Source organism: Hyphomicrobium sp. GJ21 (assembly GCF_001006785.1).
GTDB lineage: Bacteria > Pseudomonadota > Alphaproteobacteria > Rhizobiales > Hyphomicrobiaceae > Hyphomicrobium_B.
This window is the reverse complement of sequence record NZ_CDHO01000002.1, coordinates 708476-725325: the sequence shown is the minus strand read 5'-3', so window position 1 is coordinate 725325 and position 16850 is coordinate 708476. Positions and strand designations below refer to the sequence as shown.

Below are 16850 nucleotides of genomic sequence, written 5' to 3'. Positions count from 1 at the left end.
ATAGAATGTTTGCAGATGCGCACATCTACATTGGCGTTGCTCTTGCCGGGCTCGCAAGTTTCCTGTCGCCGTGCGTGCTGCCGCTTGTCCCGCCCTACCTCGGATATATCGGCGGCACGACGCTCGATCAGCTGACGGGAGAGGATGAGGTCGACCGCCGCGTGTGGGGCAGGGTCGTCGTATCTTCGATGTTTTTCGTTCTGGGGTTCACGACCGTCTTCGTGGCTCTTGGCGCGGGAGCCAGCACGGTCGGACAGGTGATGCTGTCCTATCGCGCCGAGCTCGGAACGATCGCGGGTATCATCATCCTGCTGTTCGGATTGCATTTCCTCGGTGTGTTCCGAATTCCGCTGCTCTACAGCGAGGCGCGCTATTCGCACGCCGCGGAAGAAGCGAGTTTCATCAGCGCCTACGTCATGGGCCTCGCGTTCGCGTTCGGATGGACACCGTGCATCGGTCCGGTGCTTGCAACGGTGCTGACGCTGGCTGCGAGCGAGACGAGCCTCTGGGCCGGTGTGAAACTGCTGTTCGCCTACTCGCTGGGTCTCGGCGTGCCGTTCGTTCTTGCGGCCATCGCGATCCGGCCGTTCCTCGGCTTCATGAAGCGCTTCAAGAAGCACTTCACGACGCTGGAGAGGATCATGGGTCTGCTGCTGATCGCGATGGGCCTGCTTTTCATTTTCGGCGCGCAGAACTGGTTCAGCCAGTGGATGATCGAAAACTTCCCGGGCCTCGCCAAAATTGAATCGCTCGTCACGCCGGCCGGTCTCGAAGGCCAGATCCTTCAGAAAGGAACGCCCTGAGCGCGGAGCCTACAGCACCAATGGCACCCGCAGCGACGCCGATCGCGCTTACCATTGCGGGTTCCGATCCGTCGGGCGGCGCGGGCATTCAGGCTGATCTGAAAACCTTTTCGGCGTTCGGCGTTTACGGGGCGTCGGTCATCACCGCACTCACGGCGCAGAACACGACAGGCGTTTCGGGCGTGCTCGGGATCGCGCCAGATTTCATCGCCGCTCAGTTCCGCTCTGTCGCTTCGGATCTTTCTGTTTCAGCCGCCAAGACCGGCATGCTGGGCGATGCGGCAACGGTCGAGATCGTGACGAGGCTGCTTTCCGAAATCCCGTCCGTACCGGTGGTCGTCGATCCGGTGATGGTCGCGACGAGTGGAGACGTTCTGCTCGCGCCGGACGCGATCGATGCCGTCCGGCAGTTGCTCATTCCGCGCGCGTTCCTGATCACGCCGAACATTCCCGAGGCCGCGAAACTGCTCGGAGGCTCGGACGCCGAAACGGAAGCTGACATGCGCCGGGACGCCGAGAAGCTGATGCAATTCGGATGCGGCGCCGTTTTGCTCAAAGGCGGCCATGCGAACAGCGCGGAAGCAGTCGACATTCTTTTCGATGGCGCGACGCATCATGTTTTGCGGCGGCCGTGGATCGGAACGCGCAACACGCACGGCACGGGTTGCACGCTGTCGGCGGCGATCGTCGCCAATCTCGCGCTTGGACGCCGGCTCGAAGAGTGCGTTGCGCGCGCCAAGTCGTTCGTCTGGGAGGCGCTCGATGCCGGTCAACATCAGCGCATTGGTGCAGGCAACGGCCCGGTCGATCATCACTTTGCACTCAGAACGCACCGGCACAATCATTGATCGGCGATGCACTCTACGCCGGTAATCGTTGCTGCATCGCAGCGGTTGCTGTGGCGTCAGAGCATCGTAGAGACAGACTCGTTTTCCTGATTTGTCGTCAAGGCTTGCGATGCCGCCTTCACTTTGGCAGCTTGCGCGCGGCTCCGGCACTTGTGGCCGGAAATTATCTCCGGGGGGAGCGCTAGGCTCGATCCAGAATCTTGGAACGGAGCTTAGCAAAACCGGTCCGCCGATGGCGGGCCGGTTTTTTGTTGCGCTGCTGGCACACGGGCAAACTATCTTGCCAGTTTGATTCGCGGCTGTTGGAAAGATGCCTGCGCGAGTGGCGCGGTTCACGTATTGTGGCAGAATACGGAGGGCGCCTTGAAGCGCGTCCGAGGGGGCCCAATCACGATGCCGATCACGCGCGACATCCGAAAATTTTCCTATGCAGGAGGTTTTGCTCTCCTGACGCTGGGCTTGGGGGCTTCGGCCGCATCCGCCGGCGGTTTCGATATTCACGAGCAGTCGACCGTGTTCATGGGCTCGGCTTCAGCCGGCTCGGCCGCAGGCGGCAGCCTTGGTTCGATGTTCTGGAACTCGGCGGCGACGGCACAATTCCCTGGGCTCAATACGGAATCGTCCTACACGCTCGTTCTGCCCTACGGAAATATCGACATCACCGGATCGCCCGGTCTCGGGACGGGAAGCAGCGGCAACATCGGCATCGATGCGACCACCAGTTCAAGCTACGGCGCGTATCAGGTCGGGCGCGATCTCTGGGTCGGCATGGCGATCACCTCGCCCTTCGGTTTGGCAACGAAGCCTGAGGATACACTCTACCCCGGCTCATACCTGGGCGTGACCACCAAGCTGCTGACGGTCAACGCCAACCCGACGGTCGCCTACCGCATCGCGCCCGGCATCACTGTCGGCGCCGGTGTGCAGATCGAATGGGCGCAAGGCAAACTGCAATTCCGCGATTCCCCAGATACCATCGCACAGTTCGGCGGGACCGACTGGGCATTCGGCGGGACCGCCGGCATTACGCTCCAGCCAACCGAAGGAACGACGATCGGTCTCGGCTATCGGTCGCAGATGACGCACGATCTCGATGGCAAGTTCCATTCGCTCGGCACCGGCACTCTGCCCGCCATCGGGACGGTCAACCTACCGGATATCGTGACGCTGAGCTTGCGGCAGGTCGTGACGCCCACCACGCGGCTGCTTGGCACTGCCCAGTGGTCGAACTGGAGCCGCTTCAAGGATCTGTCGCTTTCGACGCCTTTTGGGCCGGGGCCTTCCGTTGCCGCGAACTGGAATGACGGCTGGTTCTTCTCCGTGGGCGGCGAGTACGATTATTCGTCAAGGCTCACGCTGCGCAGCGGTGTTGCCTACGAGATTTCGCCCATTAACGATGCATCGAAGCGTCTGGTTCAGATCCCGGACAACAACCGCGTTTGGCTGAGCATCGGTGCCAGCTATCAATGGAGCGACTCCATCACGCTCGATGCTGCGTACTCGCACATCTTCATCCAGGATGGCGGCATCAATCTTTATACCGCGAGCCCTGCGAACGTCGGGCCATTTACCGGCAACGTCGAAGCTTCCGTCGACCTGTTTTCGGTCGGTATGCGGACGCGGTGGTAGGCGCGCGTTCGTCATATGATGACAATAAAAAACCGGGCATCACGCCCGGTTTTTTTTTATGTGCAGGTGTCTAACGCTTACGCGCCGTCATCAACCTTCAGCTCATGGAGCACGCTTTCGAGGACGCCCTCGAGCTTCGTCGCGGCGGTATCCAACGCATTGGAGGCGGCGACGGCGCGGTGCGATTGCGCCGCCTGCGACTGGCTCATCGCGTAAAGCTTGCCAGCGTTGCGGGCGATTTCCTCGCATCCTTTCGGATCGAACGGATTGGCCTGCAGCGACCACGCGATGTCGTGAATATCTTCCGCGGCCTTGAGGATGGCGTGGGTCGGCAGAATGCTTTCATCGACGGTCGGCCGGGCCATCAGCCTGGCGCGCGTCTCGGCGAGGTCAGCCTTGACGGTTTCGATTTCGGCTTTGAGCTGTCCCAGAAGCGCGGGCGGTTCGCGCAACGAGTTCTGCAGGCGCGTGATCGCATCTTCGAGAAGATTGCTGTCGAGACGCCGGGCGCGGCGGCCATGCTCGGCGAGAAACCAGCGGCCGCGCGCGGTTTCGAGAAGCGTCGCTTCGATCGCGCGATATTCGGTTTCCGCATCCTCGGCGACCGGTAGAGACAAAGACTGCATCGTCGTTTTGTGCTCCGCAAAAAACACTCAACGCATAAGCGATTCTCGTGCCATGAGCAGACTGTGCCTCCCCCGTTCCTAGGGATAAGCGGCGGCGCACAAGACGCCGTCGTAATTTCGCATCGCCGCTCTATGGTTGAATCGCGTCTGAGTATTTCGGGGATCCGTTGTGTCCGTCATCGAAGATAAAGCCGGCGCCTTCGCACTGCCCGTCGCGCTTTTCTACGGCGCGCTGTTCGTCGTCTACGGCATGTACGTGCCGTTCATGCCGGTCTGGCTCGATTGGAAGGGGCTGACAGCGGGCGAGATCAGCGCGGTCATTGCTGCTCCGCTGTTCGTGCGCGTGCTTATCACGCCGGCCGTGGCGGTTATCGCCGATCGCAGCGGTGTGCGTCGCCGTCATCTGATTGCGCTCGCATGGGCGGCGCTGGCATTCGTGCTCGTGCTGGCAATCGCACCGTCATACTGGGCGATCCTGATTTTCGCGGTCCTTCTGATGGTCAGCAATTCGACGATCATGCCGTTGATCGACACGATCGCGGTGCAGGGGGCGCGTGCGCGCGGACTCGATTATGGACGGCTCAGGCTCTGGGGATCGCTGAGCTTCGTCGCGGCGAGTTTCGCCGGAGGCGTCGCGATTACCGAGTTCGGAGGCGGGGCAGGGATCTGGCTGATTGCGTTCGGCTGCGCACTGACGTTGATCGCGGCGTATCAGGTGCCGAGCGTCGGCGGCGCGCCGGGCCCATCCGCCAACGCTGCGCAACCGTTCTGGAAAATCGCGGAGCCGCGCGAACTTCTGGCGCGACGCGAGTTCCGGCTGTTTCTGATTGCGGCGGGCCTCGCGCAGGCTGCGCACGCGACCTTCTTCACGTTCGGCACGATCATCTGGCAGAAGCAGGGGCTATCGGCTGCGTGGTGTGGAACGCTCTGGGCGATCGGCGTTTTCGCGGAAGTTTTGCTTTTCACGTTTTCGGGGCGCGTCGCGGCGAAATTCGGCGCCGCCCGGCTGATCGCGATTGCTGGGCTCGCATCCATTGTGCGGTGGCTGACGCTGGCCAGCGATCCGTCGCTCGCGATCCTCGTGCCGCTGCAACTCCTGCACGGTGTGACCTACGGCGCGTCGCATATCGGCGCGATGCACTTCATTCACGACGCCGTTCCACGCGACAGAGCCGCGAGTGCGCAGGCTCTTTATGCGACGGTATCCGCGGGAGTCGCGATGGGGATCGCAACGCTGATCGCGGGATATTTCTACGCCGAGGCCGGTCCGCTTTCCTATGTCGCGATGGCGGTGATCGCGGCGGTGTCTCTCGGTGCAGCTGTGCGGCTGATGCAAACGTGGAATGGCGGTGTGCTGATCGTGCGCGAGGCGTCGTAAGCGTCAGCCCCAGAGCGCCCGATCGGGCGGCGCAATGCGTCCGTTCTCGATGTGAATTGGCGTATCGCGATCGCGCGCCAGAAGCAGCGGGCCGTCGAGATCGACCCAATCGGCGTTGCGTGCGAGCAGCATCGCAGGCGCGACGGCGAGGGAGGTCGCGACCATCGATCCGATCATCACCTTCAAGCCGAGTTCCTGGGCGGCCTTCTCCAACGCGATCGCGCCGGTGAGGCCACCGGCCTTGTCGAGCTTGATATTGACCGCGTCATAGAGGCCGTTGAGGCGCGCCAGATCGGCGGCCGTGTGCACGCTTTCATCGGCGCAGATCGGGACGAGGTGCGTGACCGAGGCGAGTGCTTCGTCCGCACCGGCGGGCAGCGGCTGCTCGATGACCTCGACGTTGCATTCGGCGGCGACCGCGAGCAGGCCCGGCAGCAATTCCGGAGACCAGGCTTCATTGGCATCGACCAGCAGCCGCGCGTCGAGTCTTGCCGTGCGCACCGCGCGCATGCGATCGGCATCGCCCGCACCGCCGAGCTTCAGTTTCAAGATCGGGAGGCTCAGAGCTGCCACGGCCTTCGCCGCCATCGTCTCCGGCGTGTCGAGGCTGATCGTGTAGGCCGTGTCGACCGCTTCGGGCTCGGGCAAGTCTGCGAGCGCTGCGACGGTGCGGCCTGTGCGTTTCGCTTCGAGATCCCAGAACGCGCAATCGAGAGCGTTGAGCGCCGCGCCGGGTTTCAAAATTCGAGCGAGGTCAGCGTGAGCCTTGATGCTCGATGCCGCGTCGTTGATTTGCGCGAGCACGCTTTCCACCGTCTCGCCGTAGCGCGCGTAGGGCACGGCTTCGCCGCGGCCCGAGACTTGGCCGTCGCGAACGGTCGCGACGACGACGTGAGCGGATGTTTTTGCGCCGCGCGAGATCGTGAAGGCTTCCTTCAGCGGCCAGACTTCGCTTCGGACTTCAATGGCGAGCGAGGACATCAGTGACAGCCGAGGTTGCGGAGTTGAGACGCAGGTCCGCAGCAATCGCGCTTCGGCGCGATCAGCGGATGCGCCCTGCGGCATGGGCTAGGAACAGATAAACGCGGCCGGTATCCGACACGAGATGGTTCTGCGCGGCGCGTCCGCTCGGGTCGCGGGCTTCGGCATCCTTGATGATGCGCTCGAAGTCGGTCAGGTAGCGGAAAATCGACTGTTCGAGATCGCGGTCGACGCGGATGCGGTTGGTAATCTGGTCGAAGAGAGCGCGCGCTTCCGGCGCGTAGATGCTGCGCACGAGGACGTTGCGCTGTCCGGCGCGGATGCGGCCCCAGATGGCCGAGGCGGTCGACGGATCGAGTGCTCTCGCGATCGTCGCGATGTCGAGGCGAGCAGGCGAGGCAGTCGGCGGCGGCGGTGCGCTCGGTGCCTGAGCATGGGCGTGCGCGTGGGCGCTCTGGGCTTCGTCCTCATGCGAGGCGCGCGCCAGCAAATCGCCGAGCGACCAGGATTCGCGTCCGTCCGGAGATCCTGACGGTTTGCCCCGGCCTGCGCCTGATCCCTGCTGGCTCAGCGCCGAGGTCAGTGATACCGGCGAGCGCGCGCCGGACGGCAGCTCCGGCCGGACGACATCGCGGGGCGCGTTGGCGCGCTGCGAAATCTGATTGAGTTGCTCGATGGCGCGCAGCTGATCCTGCAGAGCGCGACGCATCGATTCCGCCGTCTCGCGGGTCGAAGCGGGAAGACGCGCGGCTTCCTCCCGAATGCGCGCTTGCTCGCGGGCGAGCGTCGCGGCGGCCTCGGCGGCACGTTCACGCGTTTCGTCGGAGGCGGACGCCAGCCGCGAGGAAAGCTCCTCGAATTCGCGCGACAGGTCGCCCGACACGCTCTGGAAGCGCGTGCGCAGATCGGCGATGGCGCGATCGCTATGGGCTTCGGTCTCGTTCTTGACGCGGTCGAGTTCGGCCATCAGCACGCGCGACTTGCTTTCGGCGCCGTCGCGAAGCTCGTCGGCGATGGCTCGGGCGCGGAGTTCGATGTTCGACAGCGAGCCTTCGAGATCGGTCGAGTATCCGGCGAGCGTACGGCCGAACTCGTCGGCCTTGCCGGAGAAGCGATCGAGCGTGCTGCTGAGTTCAGCGTGGCGCGACTGCAGCGTCGACTCGATGCGGAGATTGGCGGTGTCGAGGACGTTCGCGGCTTTCAGGATCTGCTCGCCGTGGCTTTCGAAGCGATCGGTCACGCCATGAATTTGCGAAAACAGGTTCTCGGCGACGTTCTGGAGTGCGCCCGACTGCTTGGCGAGGCCGTCGATGGCCTTCATCGTTTGGCGGGTGATGTTCTCGCTGGTGCGGCGGACGGCGCTGATACCGTTCATCACCGAGTCGTCGAGGTCGGCGGCCTGGCGCGAAATCGTCTCGCGGAACGAATGCGCGTGAAGCTCGAGCGCGTTGGTCAGCAGCGACGCCTTTTCGCTGACGGCAGTGTCGATGGCCGTCGTCGAGCGCATGATCTGATCGTCGAACAGCTCGAGGCGCTTCGAGAAGGCTTCGTCGAGCGAGCGCGTGCGTTCGACCAGCTGGATATCGAGCGCTTGAGCCCGGTTCGAGAGCGTCGTGTCGAGAGCGCGCGCATATTCCTCGAATACCGTCTGCAGGTTCTCGGTGCGATTGCCGAGCGTCGTATCGAGGGTCTGCATGTAACCGTCGAACGTCAGACGCATCTGCTCGGTGCGCGCGCCGAGCGCGGTTGCAAAGGCTGCGGTGTAGTCTTCGAGAACGGTCTGAAGCTGCTGTGTCCGCGCGCCAACCGTGCCCTCGAAGCGGCCGGTTGCGGTCGCGAGCGAGCCTTCGAGATTGGCGAGGTTTTCGCCGGCGCCGGAGATGATCTGCGAGAGGGTCACCTGCTGCGTCGAAAGCTTTTCGATCAGCATCGGGATTTCGGTGCCGAGCGTCCTCAGCGTATCGGTGACACTGGTCGAGGTATCGACGAGAGCGTGACGTTCGCCGCTCAGCTCCTTGATCAGGTCGCGGATGCGTTGCTCGTTCTGCTCGTAAGAGCGTTCGAGTTCGGCGATCTGGTTGTGAACGAGCGCCTCGAGTTCGCCCGCGCGGCCGAGGGCGCGCGAGACGGCGTCGTTCATGAAGGAGACCTGGCGGCGCACGGCCTGGCCGAGGCTAGCGATCGATTGTTCGGCGGTGCGGTCGGGCTCGGCGAGGCGGATCGCGACTTCGCTCATCGTCGAGGATTTGAGCGCCAGCGAGGCGACGTGCCAGCTCAGCAACGCGAGCAGCCAGATGATGCCGATCGGGGCGATGATTGCCGTCGCCGTATAGAACGTCGTCGGCTGCGCCAGGAGCGTCGCGATCGAGGCGCCTTCCTGCCACTGCGGTGCGAGCGTCAAGGCGCCGATCGCCAGCCCGCCGATGGCCCAGACGATGCTGCCGATGGTGGCGAGGCGAAAAACCTTGCTCGAGGGTTTCTGCTCGAGCGCGTAGATCAGACCGCCGATGCTCGGCACATCGTCATTGGCGGCGATCTTGCCGCGAACCGGGCCTGCGGGTCGGCGGCGCGCGACGCGCCGGGCCGGTGGCTCTTCCGCCATCGGCGCAGGCTTTTCAGGCTTCGGCTGATCGGACGGCGAGGGTGCGCCCAACAGAGGTGGGGGTAGCGCCAGCGCGGGCATCGGTACGGAAGCCGGAGATGTTGATGGTTCGTCGGTTGCTGCTGGCTGGCCAAGCGTTGGCTCGACCGGCGTCGCCGTTGCAGGCGCCCTCCCGGCGATAGCCATCAGCTTCGCAATTTGATCTTGCGACATTGCGCAACGCCCCCCACTCGATCCGGCAACCGCTAACGATACCCCGTGCGCCCGGGGCAGCCGGAAACTCTCTTTGCACACTATCGGACTTTATAGGCGTCCGCAAAACACAAAGACATATCCCTTGATAAGAAATGCCTATGCATCACTGGCACTTAGCAGCCTACAGCGACGTTTGCGGCTGGATTACGGCGAAACCCAAAACGTAACGATGCAGCCGACCACGTGAAGCGGATGAACAAGCTTTCCTAAGTAATCCCTACCGGGACACTTCGAAATAGACACTTCAACTTTACCCAGAGTTATTCCGCATTTGCCACAATTACGAGAGGCGAGCCCTCGCCGCACGGGGAAGAAGTCGCGATCTGGGGAGATGGAATGCATAGAGCGCCAAGCTCGACAATCGGGCCGGAAGCCGTTCCGGCGTTCGTCGAGGCCGATGCAAAACTGTCCGATCCGGTCGATTTCCAGCACCTTCGCCGTTATACCTTCGGCGATCAGGCGCTCGAGAAGGAAATCCTCTCCCTGTTCCTGGGACAGCTGCCTGAGACGATCGCCACGCTGCGCTCCGCAACCAGCCAGAAAGACTGGAAAGTGGCCGCCCATACGCTCAAGGGCTCCTGCCGGGCGGTCGGGGCGTTCCGGCTCGGCGACATCGCCCAGGCGGCTGAAAGGCTGGATTTTGCTGCAGAATCCGAGGCCTGCGCGGACGCTATTCTCAGCATCGAGAGCGGCGCGGCCGAAGCCGGCGCGTTTATTCGTGACACCTACCAAATCGCCTGATCGGCCGGTTCTTTAGCCTCTCCCTCTGCCGCCCCAAAAGCACGCATGGCCGAGCGTTTGGCTTGAAATGCCGCAACGGTGCCTCTAAGTGTGCGCGCTATCGTAACTTCCAAATCAGCAGCGACATGCAAGCCCACCTTAGGGATTGCGAAATAGCGACAGGACGCGCACGGACCCATGACGAAGATCACGTTCATCCAGCCTGACGGCGAAGGCCAGACGGTGGAGGCGGAAAACGGACTGACCGTCATGGAAGCCGCCAAGCTGAACGACATCGCCGGTATCGAGGCGGAATGCGGCGGGGCATGCGCCTGTGCAACCTGCCATGTCTATGTCGACCAAGCCTGGCGTGAGAAAGCCGGCAAGCCGTCGGAAATGGAAGAGGACATGCTCGATTTCGCCTTCGACGTGCGCGAGGAGAGCCGGCTGTCCTGCCAGATCAAAATCAGCGACGCGCTGGACGGGCTGATCGTTCGCGTCCCTGAGAAGCAGTTCTGACAACACTTACGCATTGGGCATTGGAATGACCGTGACCGCGCCGGCGCAAGAGGCAACGACGACAGCCGAGATCATCGAGACCGATGCCGTCGTCATCGGCGCCGGACCTTGCGGCCTGTTCGCGATCTTCGAACTCGGGCTTCTCGATATCAAGGCGCACGTGGTCGACATTCTCGATCGGCCGGGCGGACAGTGCGCCGAGCTTTATCCTGAAAAACCGATCTACGACGTTCCGGCGCTGCCGACCGTCACGGGGCAGGAGCTGACCGACCGGCTGATGGAGCAGATCAAGCCGTTCGGGGCGACATTTCATTTCAGCGAACAGATCAACACGCTCAAACGCGAGGCGGACGGTCGCTTTCGTCTGACGACGGATGCAGGAAGCGAATTCCTGACCAAGGTCGTGGTGATCGCCGCGGGCGGCGGTTCGTTCACGCCGAAGCGTCCACCGCTTGCAGGGATCGAAGACTACGAAGGAAAATCGGTCTTCTATTCGGTGCGCAAAATGGAGCAGATGCGCGGCAAGGACGTCGTCATTGTCGGCGGCGGCGACAGCGCGCTCGACTGGACGCTGAACCTTGCGCCCGTCGCCAAGAGCCTGACGCTGGTGCATCGCCGCGATGAATTTCGCGGCGCTCCGCATTCCGTCGACAAGATGCGCAAGCTGGTCGCGGACGGCAATATCCGTCTGTTGATCGGGCAGGTGACGACGCTCGAAGGCGCAGGCGGCGAACTTTCAAGCGTTCAGATCAAGACTGCGAGCGGCGTCGAAAGCGTTCCATGCACCGCCATGCTGCCCTTCTTCGGACTGACGATGAAGCTCGGTCCGGTCGCGGACTGGGGTCTCAATCTTCATGAGAACCTCATCAACGTCGATACAGAACGCTTCGAGACGAGTGAGCCGGGCATCTTCGCCATTGGCGATATCAACTGGTATCCCGGGAAGCTGAAGCTCATCCTGTCGGGTTTCCACGAGGCGGCGCTGATGGCGCAGGCGGCGCATCACATCGTCTATCCCAATAAGAAGCTGATGTTCCAGTACACGACGTCGTCGTCGAACCTGCAGAAGAAGCTCGGCGTCAAATAGAGCGTCGCTCAGACGATAATTTGATTATCCCTGCGCCGAAGCGCCCGTGAGCCCCTGCCGCATCAAACGGCGCAGAGGTTTTGGTGCGGCCTTGAGCGCCGACTTCAAGCGCGGGCGCAGAAATTCGAGATAGACGCGCGCGTAGAGGTAGCCCTTCGCGCTCGAGGGGATCACCCAATCGATGACCGGCTCGGACTTAGCGCACCAATCCATTTTGTAGGCGTCGCCTGGCGCCATCATGTCGTAGACGTCGAGCTTTTCGGCGTAGCCCTGTTTCAGGCTCTGTTCGAGCAGCAGCACGCCGACGCCGGCTTTTTCGAATGCGAGTTCGAACGCCATCACATGCACGACAAGACGGCCCTTGCAGGTGAAGGAAATCTCATAAGCGGCCGCGTCTCCGCACGTCTTCAGAATTGAGACGACGCATGCGACCGGTTTGGCTTTGCTTTCGGCGACGTCACGGAAAAAACGAACCGTGCGTTCGTCGTTCAAGGCGCTCGATACAAGTCCGCGATCCTTGAGCCAACGATTTTTGGCAGTGATTGCGTTTGCGGCGAACGCGCCAGCCTCGGCGCCGCCGCGCAGGCGCAGGAATTCAAGCGGGCCTTTTTCTTCCAGGCGTTTCGTCAGCCGCCGGCGGTTGCGGCGCATCTTGGTCGAGAAGCTCTGCTCTTCGAACGCTGCGAAATCCTTCGCGCTTGAGAGGTCCATATACGGCGCGATTTGCGTGTCGGCGATTTGAGCGCCGATGTCGCTCATCAGGCGCGCGACGTTAGCGTCAGCGCGGACACGTCTCAGGCGCAGAACATCCGACGACAGATTTTTGCGGATGTACTCCAGACCGGCGCGCAGGATTTCGGACGAGACGCTGCCGGCGTCGATCAAGGCGTCACCGTATTGCGCGACGGGCTCGCCCATCCAATAGACTTCAGTGATGCCGTTTGCGCGTTCGGAGACGAGCGGCCAGATCATCACGAGGCGACCGTTCTGACGACCGGTCAGGATCGCAAGGCGAGGTCCTGCTTTGGCGCCGTCTTTGGCGAGGAAGCCGTTGGCCCAGTGCCAGCAGAAATTGAAGGATTGGAAGACGTGGATGGATCGCGCCGAGCGTTCGAACAGATCGTTCCACTCCGGCTCGAGAGCGTCGAACGCGCTTCGCTCGGTGATGAGTTCGAGATCGATGCGGGGGCCGATCCCGTCGCGCGTCACAGTTCGCGATGCCGTGTCCGGCGATGACGGTGTCAGCGAGGCGACCGAACGGGCGGCGACGTGCATGTTCGATTGTTCCATAAGAAATCGTGGCGCGAGCGAGGTTAAGCGCGCGACCGGCAATTCTTTCTAGAGGGCAATCGTTAGGCGACGGTTACGGGGCGCGACTGAAGCGTTCGTTTACACGTGTGCGATTTCGAGAAACGCCAACGCCAACAGGGAAATGGCGACCGCTACGGCGACGAGCTTGCCGCGTCGCGAGGGGGCCGCCGTGCCCATGATGAGCGGGGTGATGAGTGCGGCAGCGGTTGCGAAATTAATGGCGATCAGCCCACCCGGTCCGATCGCGCCACGCGCGGAGGGGAATTGCAATCCGATCCAGACGCCCGCGGCAATTCCAAGCGTCATGGCTCCAACCAACCTTGGCCAAAAGCCGGTGCTCGGACGTTCGAGGCCAAGCAATGCGAGCGTCGTCAGCGGGGCTAGAAACAGCAACGCGCCCGAAATGGCTTTGACGAAAATTTCCGCCCACAGAATTTGCTGCACGCTATCGCATCCGGTCTTTCGGATTGGAGTTCGGTGCGGTCACGAGCGCGGTCCGCACGCGGCTTACCGCATCATGTCCTGCATGTTGGCGCCTTGATTGCCGGACGATGACGACGACGAGGATTTACCCCAGCCTCCGAACAGACTGTCGTCTTCAACGGCTTCAGGCGGCGACGGTGTAAAGTCGCCTGCGAGATGGCGGTTCAACGCCAGCTTGATGCGCGCCGTCTTTTCCGCCGAGCAATAATCCGGTTTGCTGACGAGCGCCTTCGAGACCGTATTGAAGGATGCGTCGTAGATCTGCGTCAGCTTCGGCAGATCGGTGGGATTCGCAGCCGACTGGGTCGTGAGGAAATTGTTCTTCAGCTTCGCGGGATCGAAATTATAGCCGCACTTGATGGCGCGGGCCGACGTGGCAGCCACATCCATCGTGCGCGTCGCAGGGTCGTTGTCGCGGTCGATCGGGTTTTCCGGCTTTGCGCCAAAGAGCGAGCCGGTCGACAATTTCGGCAAGCTGGCGCCGCAGCCGGCAAGGCTCGCCGTCATCAGGCCCACGAACAGAATTCGTGCGATCTTCATCTGGGAATATCCCCGTTCCCCCGAACCCTCATGACATGGCGCAGGACCGGGGGCGGGTCAACCTCCCGAGGCCAGCTCGTTCCTTGCTTTTCACCGCATTAACTCAGGGCGAGCACCCGTTCGCCGGCGCGTGGTGCGTCAGCGCATCAGTTCGCGGGTCGCGGCGTCGAGACCTTCGAGCGTCAGCGGGAACATGCGGCCGCCCAGCAGGGTCCGGACCATGTTGATCGACGGCGTCCAGTTCCAGTGGCGCTCGTCGATCGGGTTCAGCCAGACCGCGTGCTTGTAGATGTCCGTGACGCGCGTCAGCCAGAAGGCGCCGGGCTCCTCGTTCATATGCTCGACGGAGCCGCCCGGCACCGAAATTTCATAGGGGCTCATGGAGGCATCACCGACGAAGATGACTTTGTAGTCGGCGGGGAAGGTGTTCAGCACCTGCCAGGTCGGGGTCTTGTCTGTGTAGCGGCGGGCGTTGTCCTTCCAGACGCTCTCGTAGAGGCAGTTGTGGAAGTAGAAATATTCGAGGTGCTTGAACTCCGTGCGCGCCGCGGAGAATAGCTCTTCGACTTCCTTGATGTGGTCGTCCATCGAGCCGCCGATGTCGAAGAACATCAGGAGCTTTACGGCGTTGTGGCGCTCGGCGCGCATGCGGACGTCGAGATAGCCTTTTTCGGCGGTGCCGCGGATCGTGCCGTCGAGATCGAGTTCGGACGCAGCGCCCGTACGCGCGAACTGACGGAGGCGGCGCAGCGCGACCTTGATCGTGCGTGTGCCGATCTCGGCGGTGCCGTCGAGATCCTTGAACTCGCGCTTATCCCACACCTTGATCGCGCGGCGATGGCGGCTTTCGTGCTGGCCGATACGGATGCCTGCCGGGTTATAGCCGTAAGCGCCGAACGGCGACGTGCCGCCGGTTCCGATCCATTTGTTGCCGCCCTGGTGGCGCTCCTTCTGCTCGGCGAGGCGCTTCTTCAGCTCCTCCATGATTTTGTCCCAGCCGCCGAGCTCCGCGATACGCTTCTTATCCTCGTCGGAGAGATGCAGCGTAGCGATGCGGCGGAGCCATTCCTCGGGGATTTCGGCTTCGATCGCTTCGGCCGTCGACTCGAGGCCTTTGAACACGTGGCCGAAGACCTGATCGAAGCGATCGAGGTTGCGCTCGTCCTTCACCAGCGCGGCGCGCGACAGATAATAGAAATCCTCGACACGCGTGCCTGCCGCGCCCGCCGCGACGGCTTCGAGCAGCGTCAGGTATTCCTTCAGTGTCACCGGGATTTTGGCCGAGCGCAGCTCGGTGAAGAAGGTTTCGAACATGGGCGTGAGTTTAGACCGGCCGCCTCCTGGCGTCACCGGCACCTATGTCGCTCAGAACTCGGGCTGGACAGGGCAGCGGCTTGCCGTGGATGGCCGCCTGCGCGGCCATGACTGCGGAATGGGATAAGCACGAACGGCTGCCGCGAACGTGGATAAGCACGGGTGCGACGGATGAATGGAGGAGCGGTGGAACAGTGCGGCCTTCGGAGGATGTTGGGACGTGAGCAAACGATGCCTCGCAGCCCAAACGAAAGAAGCCGCCCGGTGAGGGGCGGCTTCGATATTCACGGGTTCTGATCGAATTAGAAGTTGATCAGAGCACCGAAGGTAACTTCCTGGAAGCTGTCGGAGGAGAAGCTTCCAACATCGCTATCTGCGTCGGCGCTAAATTTGCCCTGCGTATTGCGATACTTGAGCCAGAGCGACATTGCAGCAGCGTCGATTTCTTGGACAACACCCAGACCCCACATTCTGACCGAAGACGTGCCGGAGAAGTCGAGATCTTCAATCTCTCCACGCAGCTGACCAGAATTGTCACCGTGCTGATACTCGCCGTAGAACACCGTGTGGCCCAGCGGGTTCAAACGTTTACGGAGACCGCCCTTGATATAGTAGGTGTCTTCCGAGTCACGGTTGCCGTAGCTATCCGAGAAGTAATCGAGGTGGCCGTAAGCACCGTAAAGGAAGAGGCCGGTCGGCACGTGCTCAGCATAGGCACCGATCTGGAAGTAGCCCGTATCAGGCGCCTGCAGCGTGTTACCAAAGGGGAAGGTTGCGCTAAGCGAAGAATTCGTCTGGCTGTAAGCCGCGGCGACCGACACCTTTACGCTGTTCCATTCGCCAGCATAGCGAGCGGCGACGTCCCAGAAGTCGTCTTCACCCCACGATGCCGAAACCGAGAAGCCAGCAAACGTCGGCGAGTCGTAACGGACCGAGTTCGTCGGAAGACCGTTGACGTCACCCCAACGACCCGTGCCTGCGATTGTAGTCAGAGGTGTTCCGTCTTTTGCGCGGAGGAAGAAGCTGAAGGAGTCGAACGGAACCCAGTTGGCCGGAACGAGCGAGCCCGAACCGTCGACGAGGATGGCCGTGTTGTCCGAAGCCTGCGACTGCTTACCAACCGAGATCTTACCCAGCTGATCGCTCTTGATGAACCAGAACGACTGCAGAGTACCAACGCCGTTCGACGTACCCGTCAGGATCGACTTGCCGTCAGGAACACCCTGGCTCGTCGTCAAGCTGTCCGAGCCAACCGCTTCCAAGTGCAGCACGTAACCGGCTGTCCAGCCCGGCATGATCTGCGCCTGGCCCGTGAACATCACGTGGCTGGCGAGCGTCGTGCCGAGATCGGTCACGTAAACGTTCGAATCGTGACCGTCATCCCACCAGGTGACCTGCTGGCCAACCCAACCGGAAACCGTCAGCGAGACTTTGCGATTGCCCTTGCGCGCCGTCGTGGCTTCGAGTTCCGCGATGCGTTCTTCGAGGTCCGCGCAGCAATTGCCGCCCAGGTCCGCAGCAGAGGCGCTCGTGGCGAATCCGCCAGCGAGAACGCCTGCAGCGACCAGTGCGCCTAGGCTATATTTCATCATTCTACCTTCTCCCGTCTTCATCACTTCTAGTGGTGGACGCGGTACTTGGCGTTCGCCGTTATTTAGAACTGCGCGACTACGCAGTTCACGGCGGTACACCTGCCAAGTGACGTCGCCGCTTGAGGGGGAAGCTCTGTGATTCGTCCCTTTGCAACAATTACG

16 protein-coding genes are annotated in these 16850 nt (G+C 62.2%); 8 read left to right on the top strand and 8 right to left on the bottom strand.

The annotated features are described in order from the left end of the window. Positions 1-5 precede the first annotated feature (5 nt). The 3 genes from HYPGJ_RS06450 (at position 6) to HYPGJ_RS06440 (ending at position 3280) form a co-directional block, all read left to right on the top strand. Positions 6-803, top strand: coding sequence for a cytochrome c biogenesis protein CcdA (locus HYPGJ_RS06450; RefSeq protein WP_046846381.1), 798 nt, complete (start codon positions 6-8; stop codon positions 801-803). 20 nt (positions 804-823) lie between these two features. Further along, positions 824-1651, top strand: coding sequence for a bifunctional hydroxymethylpyrimidine kinase/phosphomethylpyrimidine kinase (gene thiD, locus HYPGJ_RS06445; RefSeq protein WP_046846380.1), 828 nt, complete (start codon positions 824-826; stop codon positions 1649-1651). Positions 1652-2044: 393 nt separating this feature from the next. Further along, on the top strand, positions 2045-3280 hold the full coding sequence (locus tag HYPGJ_RS06440; RefSeq protein WP_046846379.1) for an outer membrane protein transport protein: 1236 nt from the start codon (positions 2045-2047) through the stop codon (positions 3278-3280). A 77-nt stretch (positions 3281-3357) separates the two neighbouring features. Here HYPGJ_RS06440 and HYPGJ_RS06435 read toward each other — a convergent pair whose 3' ends face one another. After that, positions 3358-3906: a hypothetical protein gene (locus HYPGJ_RS06435; protein WP_013215593.1), complete on the bottom strand. Its 549-nt coding sequence runs from the start codon at positions 3904-3906 to the stop codon at positions 3358-3360. A 169-nt stretch (positions 3907-4075) separates the two neighbouring features. Between HYPGJ_RS06435 and HYPGJ_RS06430 the strand changes: the two genes are divergently transcribed. Then, positions 4076-5284: an MFS transporter gene (locus tag HYPGJ_RS06430; RefSeq protein WP_046846378.1), complete on the top strand. Its 1209-nt coding sequence runs from the start codon at positions 4076-4078 to the stop codon at positions 5282-5284. Positions 5285-5287: 3 nt separating this feature from the next. Here HYPGJ_RS06430 and dgcA read toward each other — a convergent pair whose 3' ends face one another. Both dgcA and HYPGJ_RS06420 read right to left on the bottom strand, forming a co-directional pair. After that, entirely contained in the window at positions 5288-6265 is a 978-nt protein-coding gene (gene dgcA, locus HYPGJ_RS06425) for an N-acetyl-D-Glu racemase DgcA (protein WP_046846754.1), read from the bottom strand. Positions 6266-6326: 61 nt separating this feature from the next. Further along, positions 6327-9080 carry an apolipoprotein A1/A4/E domain-containing protein gene (locus tag HYPGJ_RS06420; RefSeq protein WP_046846377.1) on the bottom strand — a complete coding sequence of 918 codons (2754 nt, stop codon included), beginning with the start codon at positions 9078-9080 and terminating at the stop codon, positions 6327-6329. Positions 9081-9458: 378 nt separating this feature from the next. Here HYPGJ_RS06420 and HYPGJ_RS06415 point away from each other — a divergent pair, with 378 nt between their 5' ends. The 3 genes from HYPGJ_RS06415 (at position 9459) to HYPGJ_RS06405 (ending at position 11448) form a co-directional block, all read left to right on the top strand. Beyond that, entirely contained in the window at positions 9459-9863 is a 405-nt protein-coding gene (locus tag HYPGJ_RS06415; RefSeq protein ID WP_052750811.1) for an Hpt domain-containing protein, read from the top strand. Positions 9864-10040: 177 nt separating this feature from the next. After that, positions 10041-10361, top strand: a complete 321-nt coding sequence (locus HYPGJ_RS06410; protein WP_046846376.1) for a 2Fe-2S iron-sulfur cluster-binding protein — start codon at positions 10041-10043, stop codon at positions 10359-10361. A gap of 25 nt (positions 10362-10386) precedes the next feature. Continuing rightward, positions 10387-11448 carry an NAD(P)/FAD-dependent oxidoreductase gene (locus HYPGJ_RS06405; protein WP_046846375.1) on the top strand — a complete coding sequence of 354 codons (1062 nt, stop codon included), beginning with the start codon at positions 10387-10389 and terminating at the stop codon, positions 11446-11448. Positions 11449-11472: 24 nt separating this feature from the next. Here HYPGJ_RS06405 and HYPGJ_RS06400 read toward each other — a convergent pair whose 3' ends face one another. The 4 genes from HYPGJ_RS06400 to HYPGJ_RS06385 form a co-directional block, all read right to left on the bottom strand. Beyond that, the gene (locus HYPGJ_RS06400; protein WP_046846752.1) at positions 11473-12723 is read right to left on the bottom strand and encodes a GNAT family N-acetyltransferase; all 1251 of its coding nucleotides are present in this window, start codon (positions 12721-12723) and stop codon (positions 11473-11475) included. A 114-nt stretch (positions 12724-12837) separates the two neighbouring features. Then, positions 12838-13203 (bottom strand): hypothetical protein, encoded by a 366-nt coding sequence (locus tag HYPGJ_RS06395; protein ID WP_046846374.1) that lies wholly within the window; start codon positions 13201-13203, stop codon positions 12838-12840. Between the two features lie 63 nt (positions 13204-13266). Next, a complete protein-coding gene (locus HYPGJ_RS06390) occupies positions 13267-13782 on the bottom strand; it encodes a hypothetical protein (protein ID WP_046846373.1) in 516 nt (171 codons plus the stop codon). A 138-nt stretch (positions 13783-13920) separates the two neighbouring features. Beyond that, positions 13921-15096: a VWA domain-containing protein gene (locus HYPGJ_RS06385; protein ID WP_046846372.1), complete on the bottom strand. Its 1176-nt coding sequence runs from the start codon at positions 15094-15096 to the stop codon at positions 13921-13923. Between HYPGJ_RS06385 and HYPGJ_RS19530 the strand changes: the two genes are divergently transcribed. After that, positions 15095-15223: a hypothetical protein gene (locus HYPGJ_RS19530; protein WP_280136160.1), complete on the top strand. Its 129-nt coding sequence runs from the start codon at positions 15095-15097 to the stop codon at positions 15221-15223. The two genes, HYPGJ_RS06385 and HYPGJ_RS19530, sit on opposite strands and share 2 nt — an antisense overlap. Before the next feature lie 175 nt (positions 15224-15398). Here HYPGJ_RS19530 and HYPGJ_RS06380 read toward each other — a convergent pair whose 3' ends face one another. Continuing rightward, positions 15399-16688, bottom strand: a complete 1290-nt coding sequence (locus tag HYPGJ_RS06380; protein WP_046846751.1) for a porin — start codon at positions 16686-16688, stop codon at positions 15399-15401. Between the last annotated feature and the right edge of the window lie 162 nt (positions 16689-16850).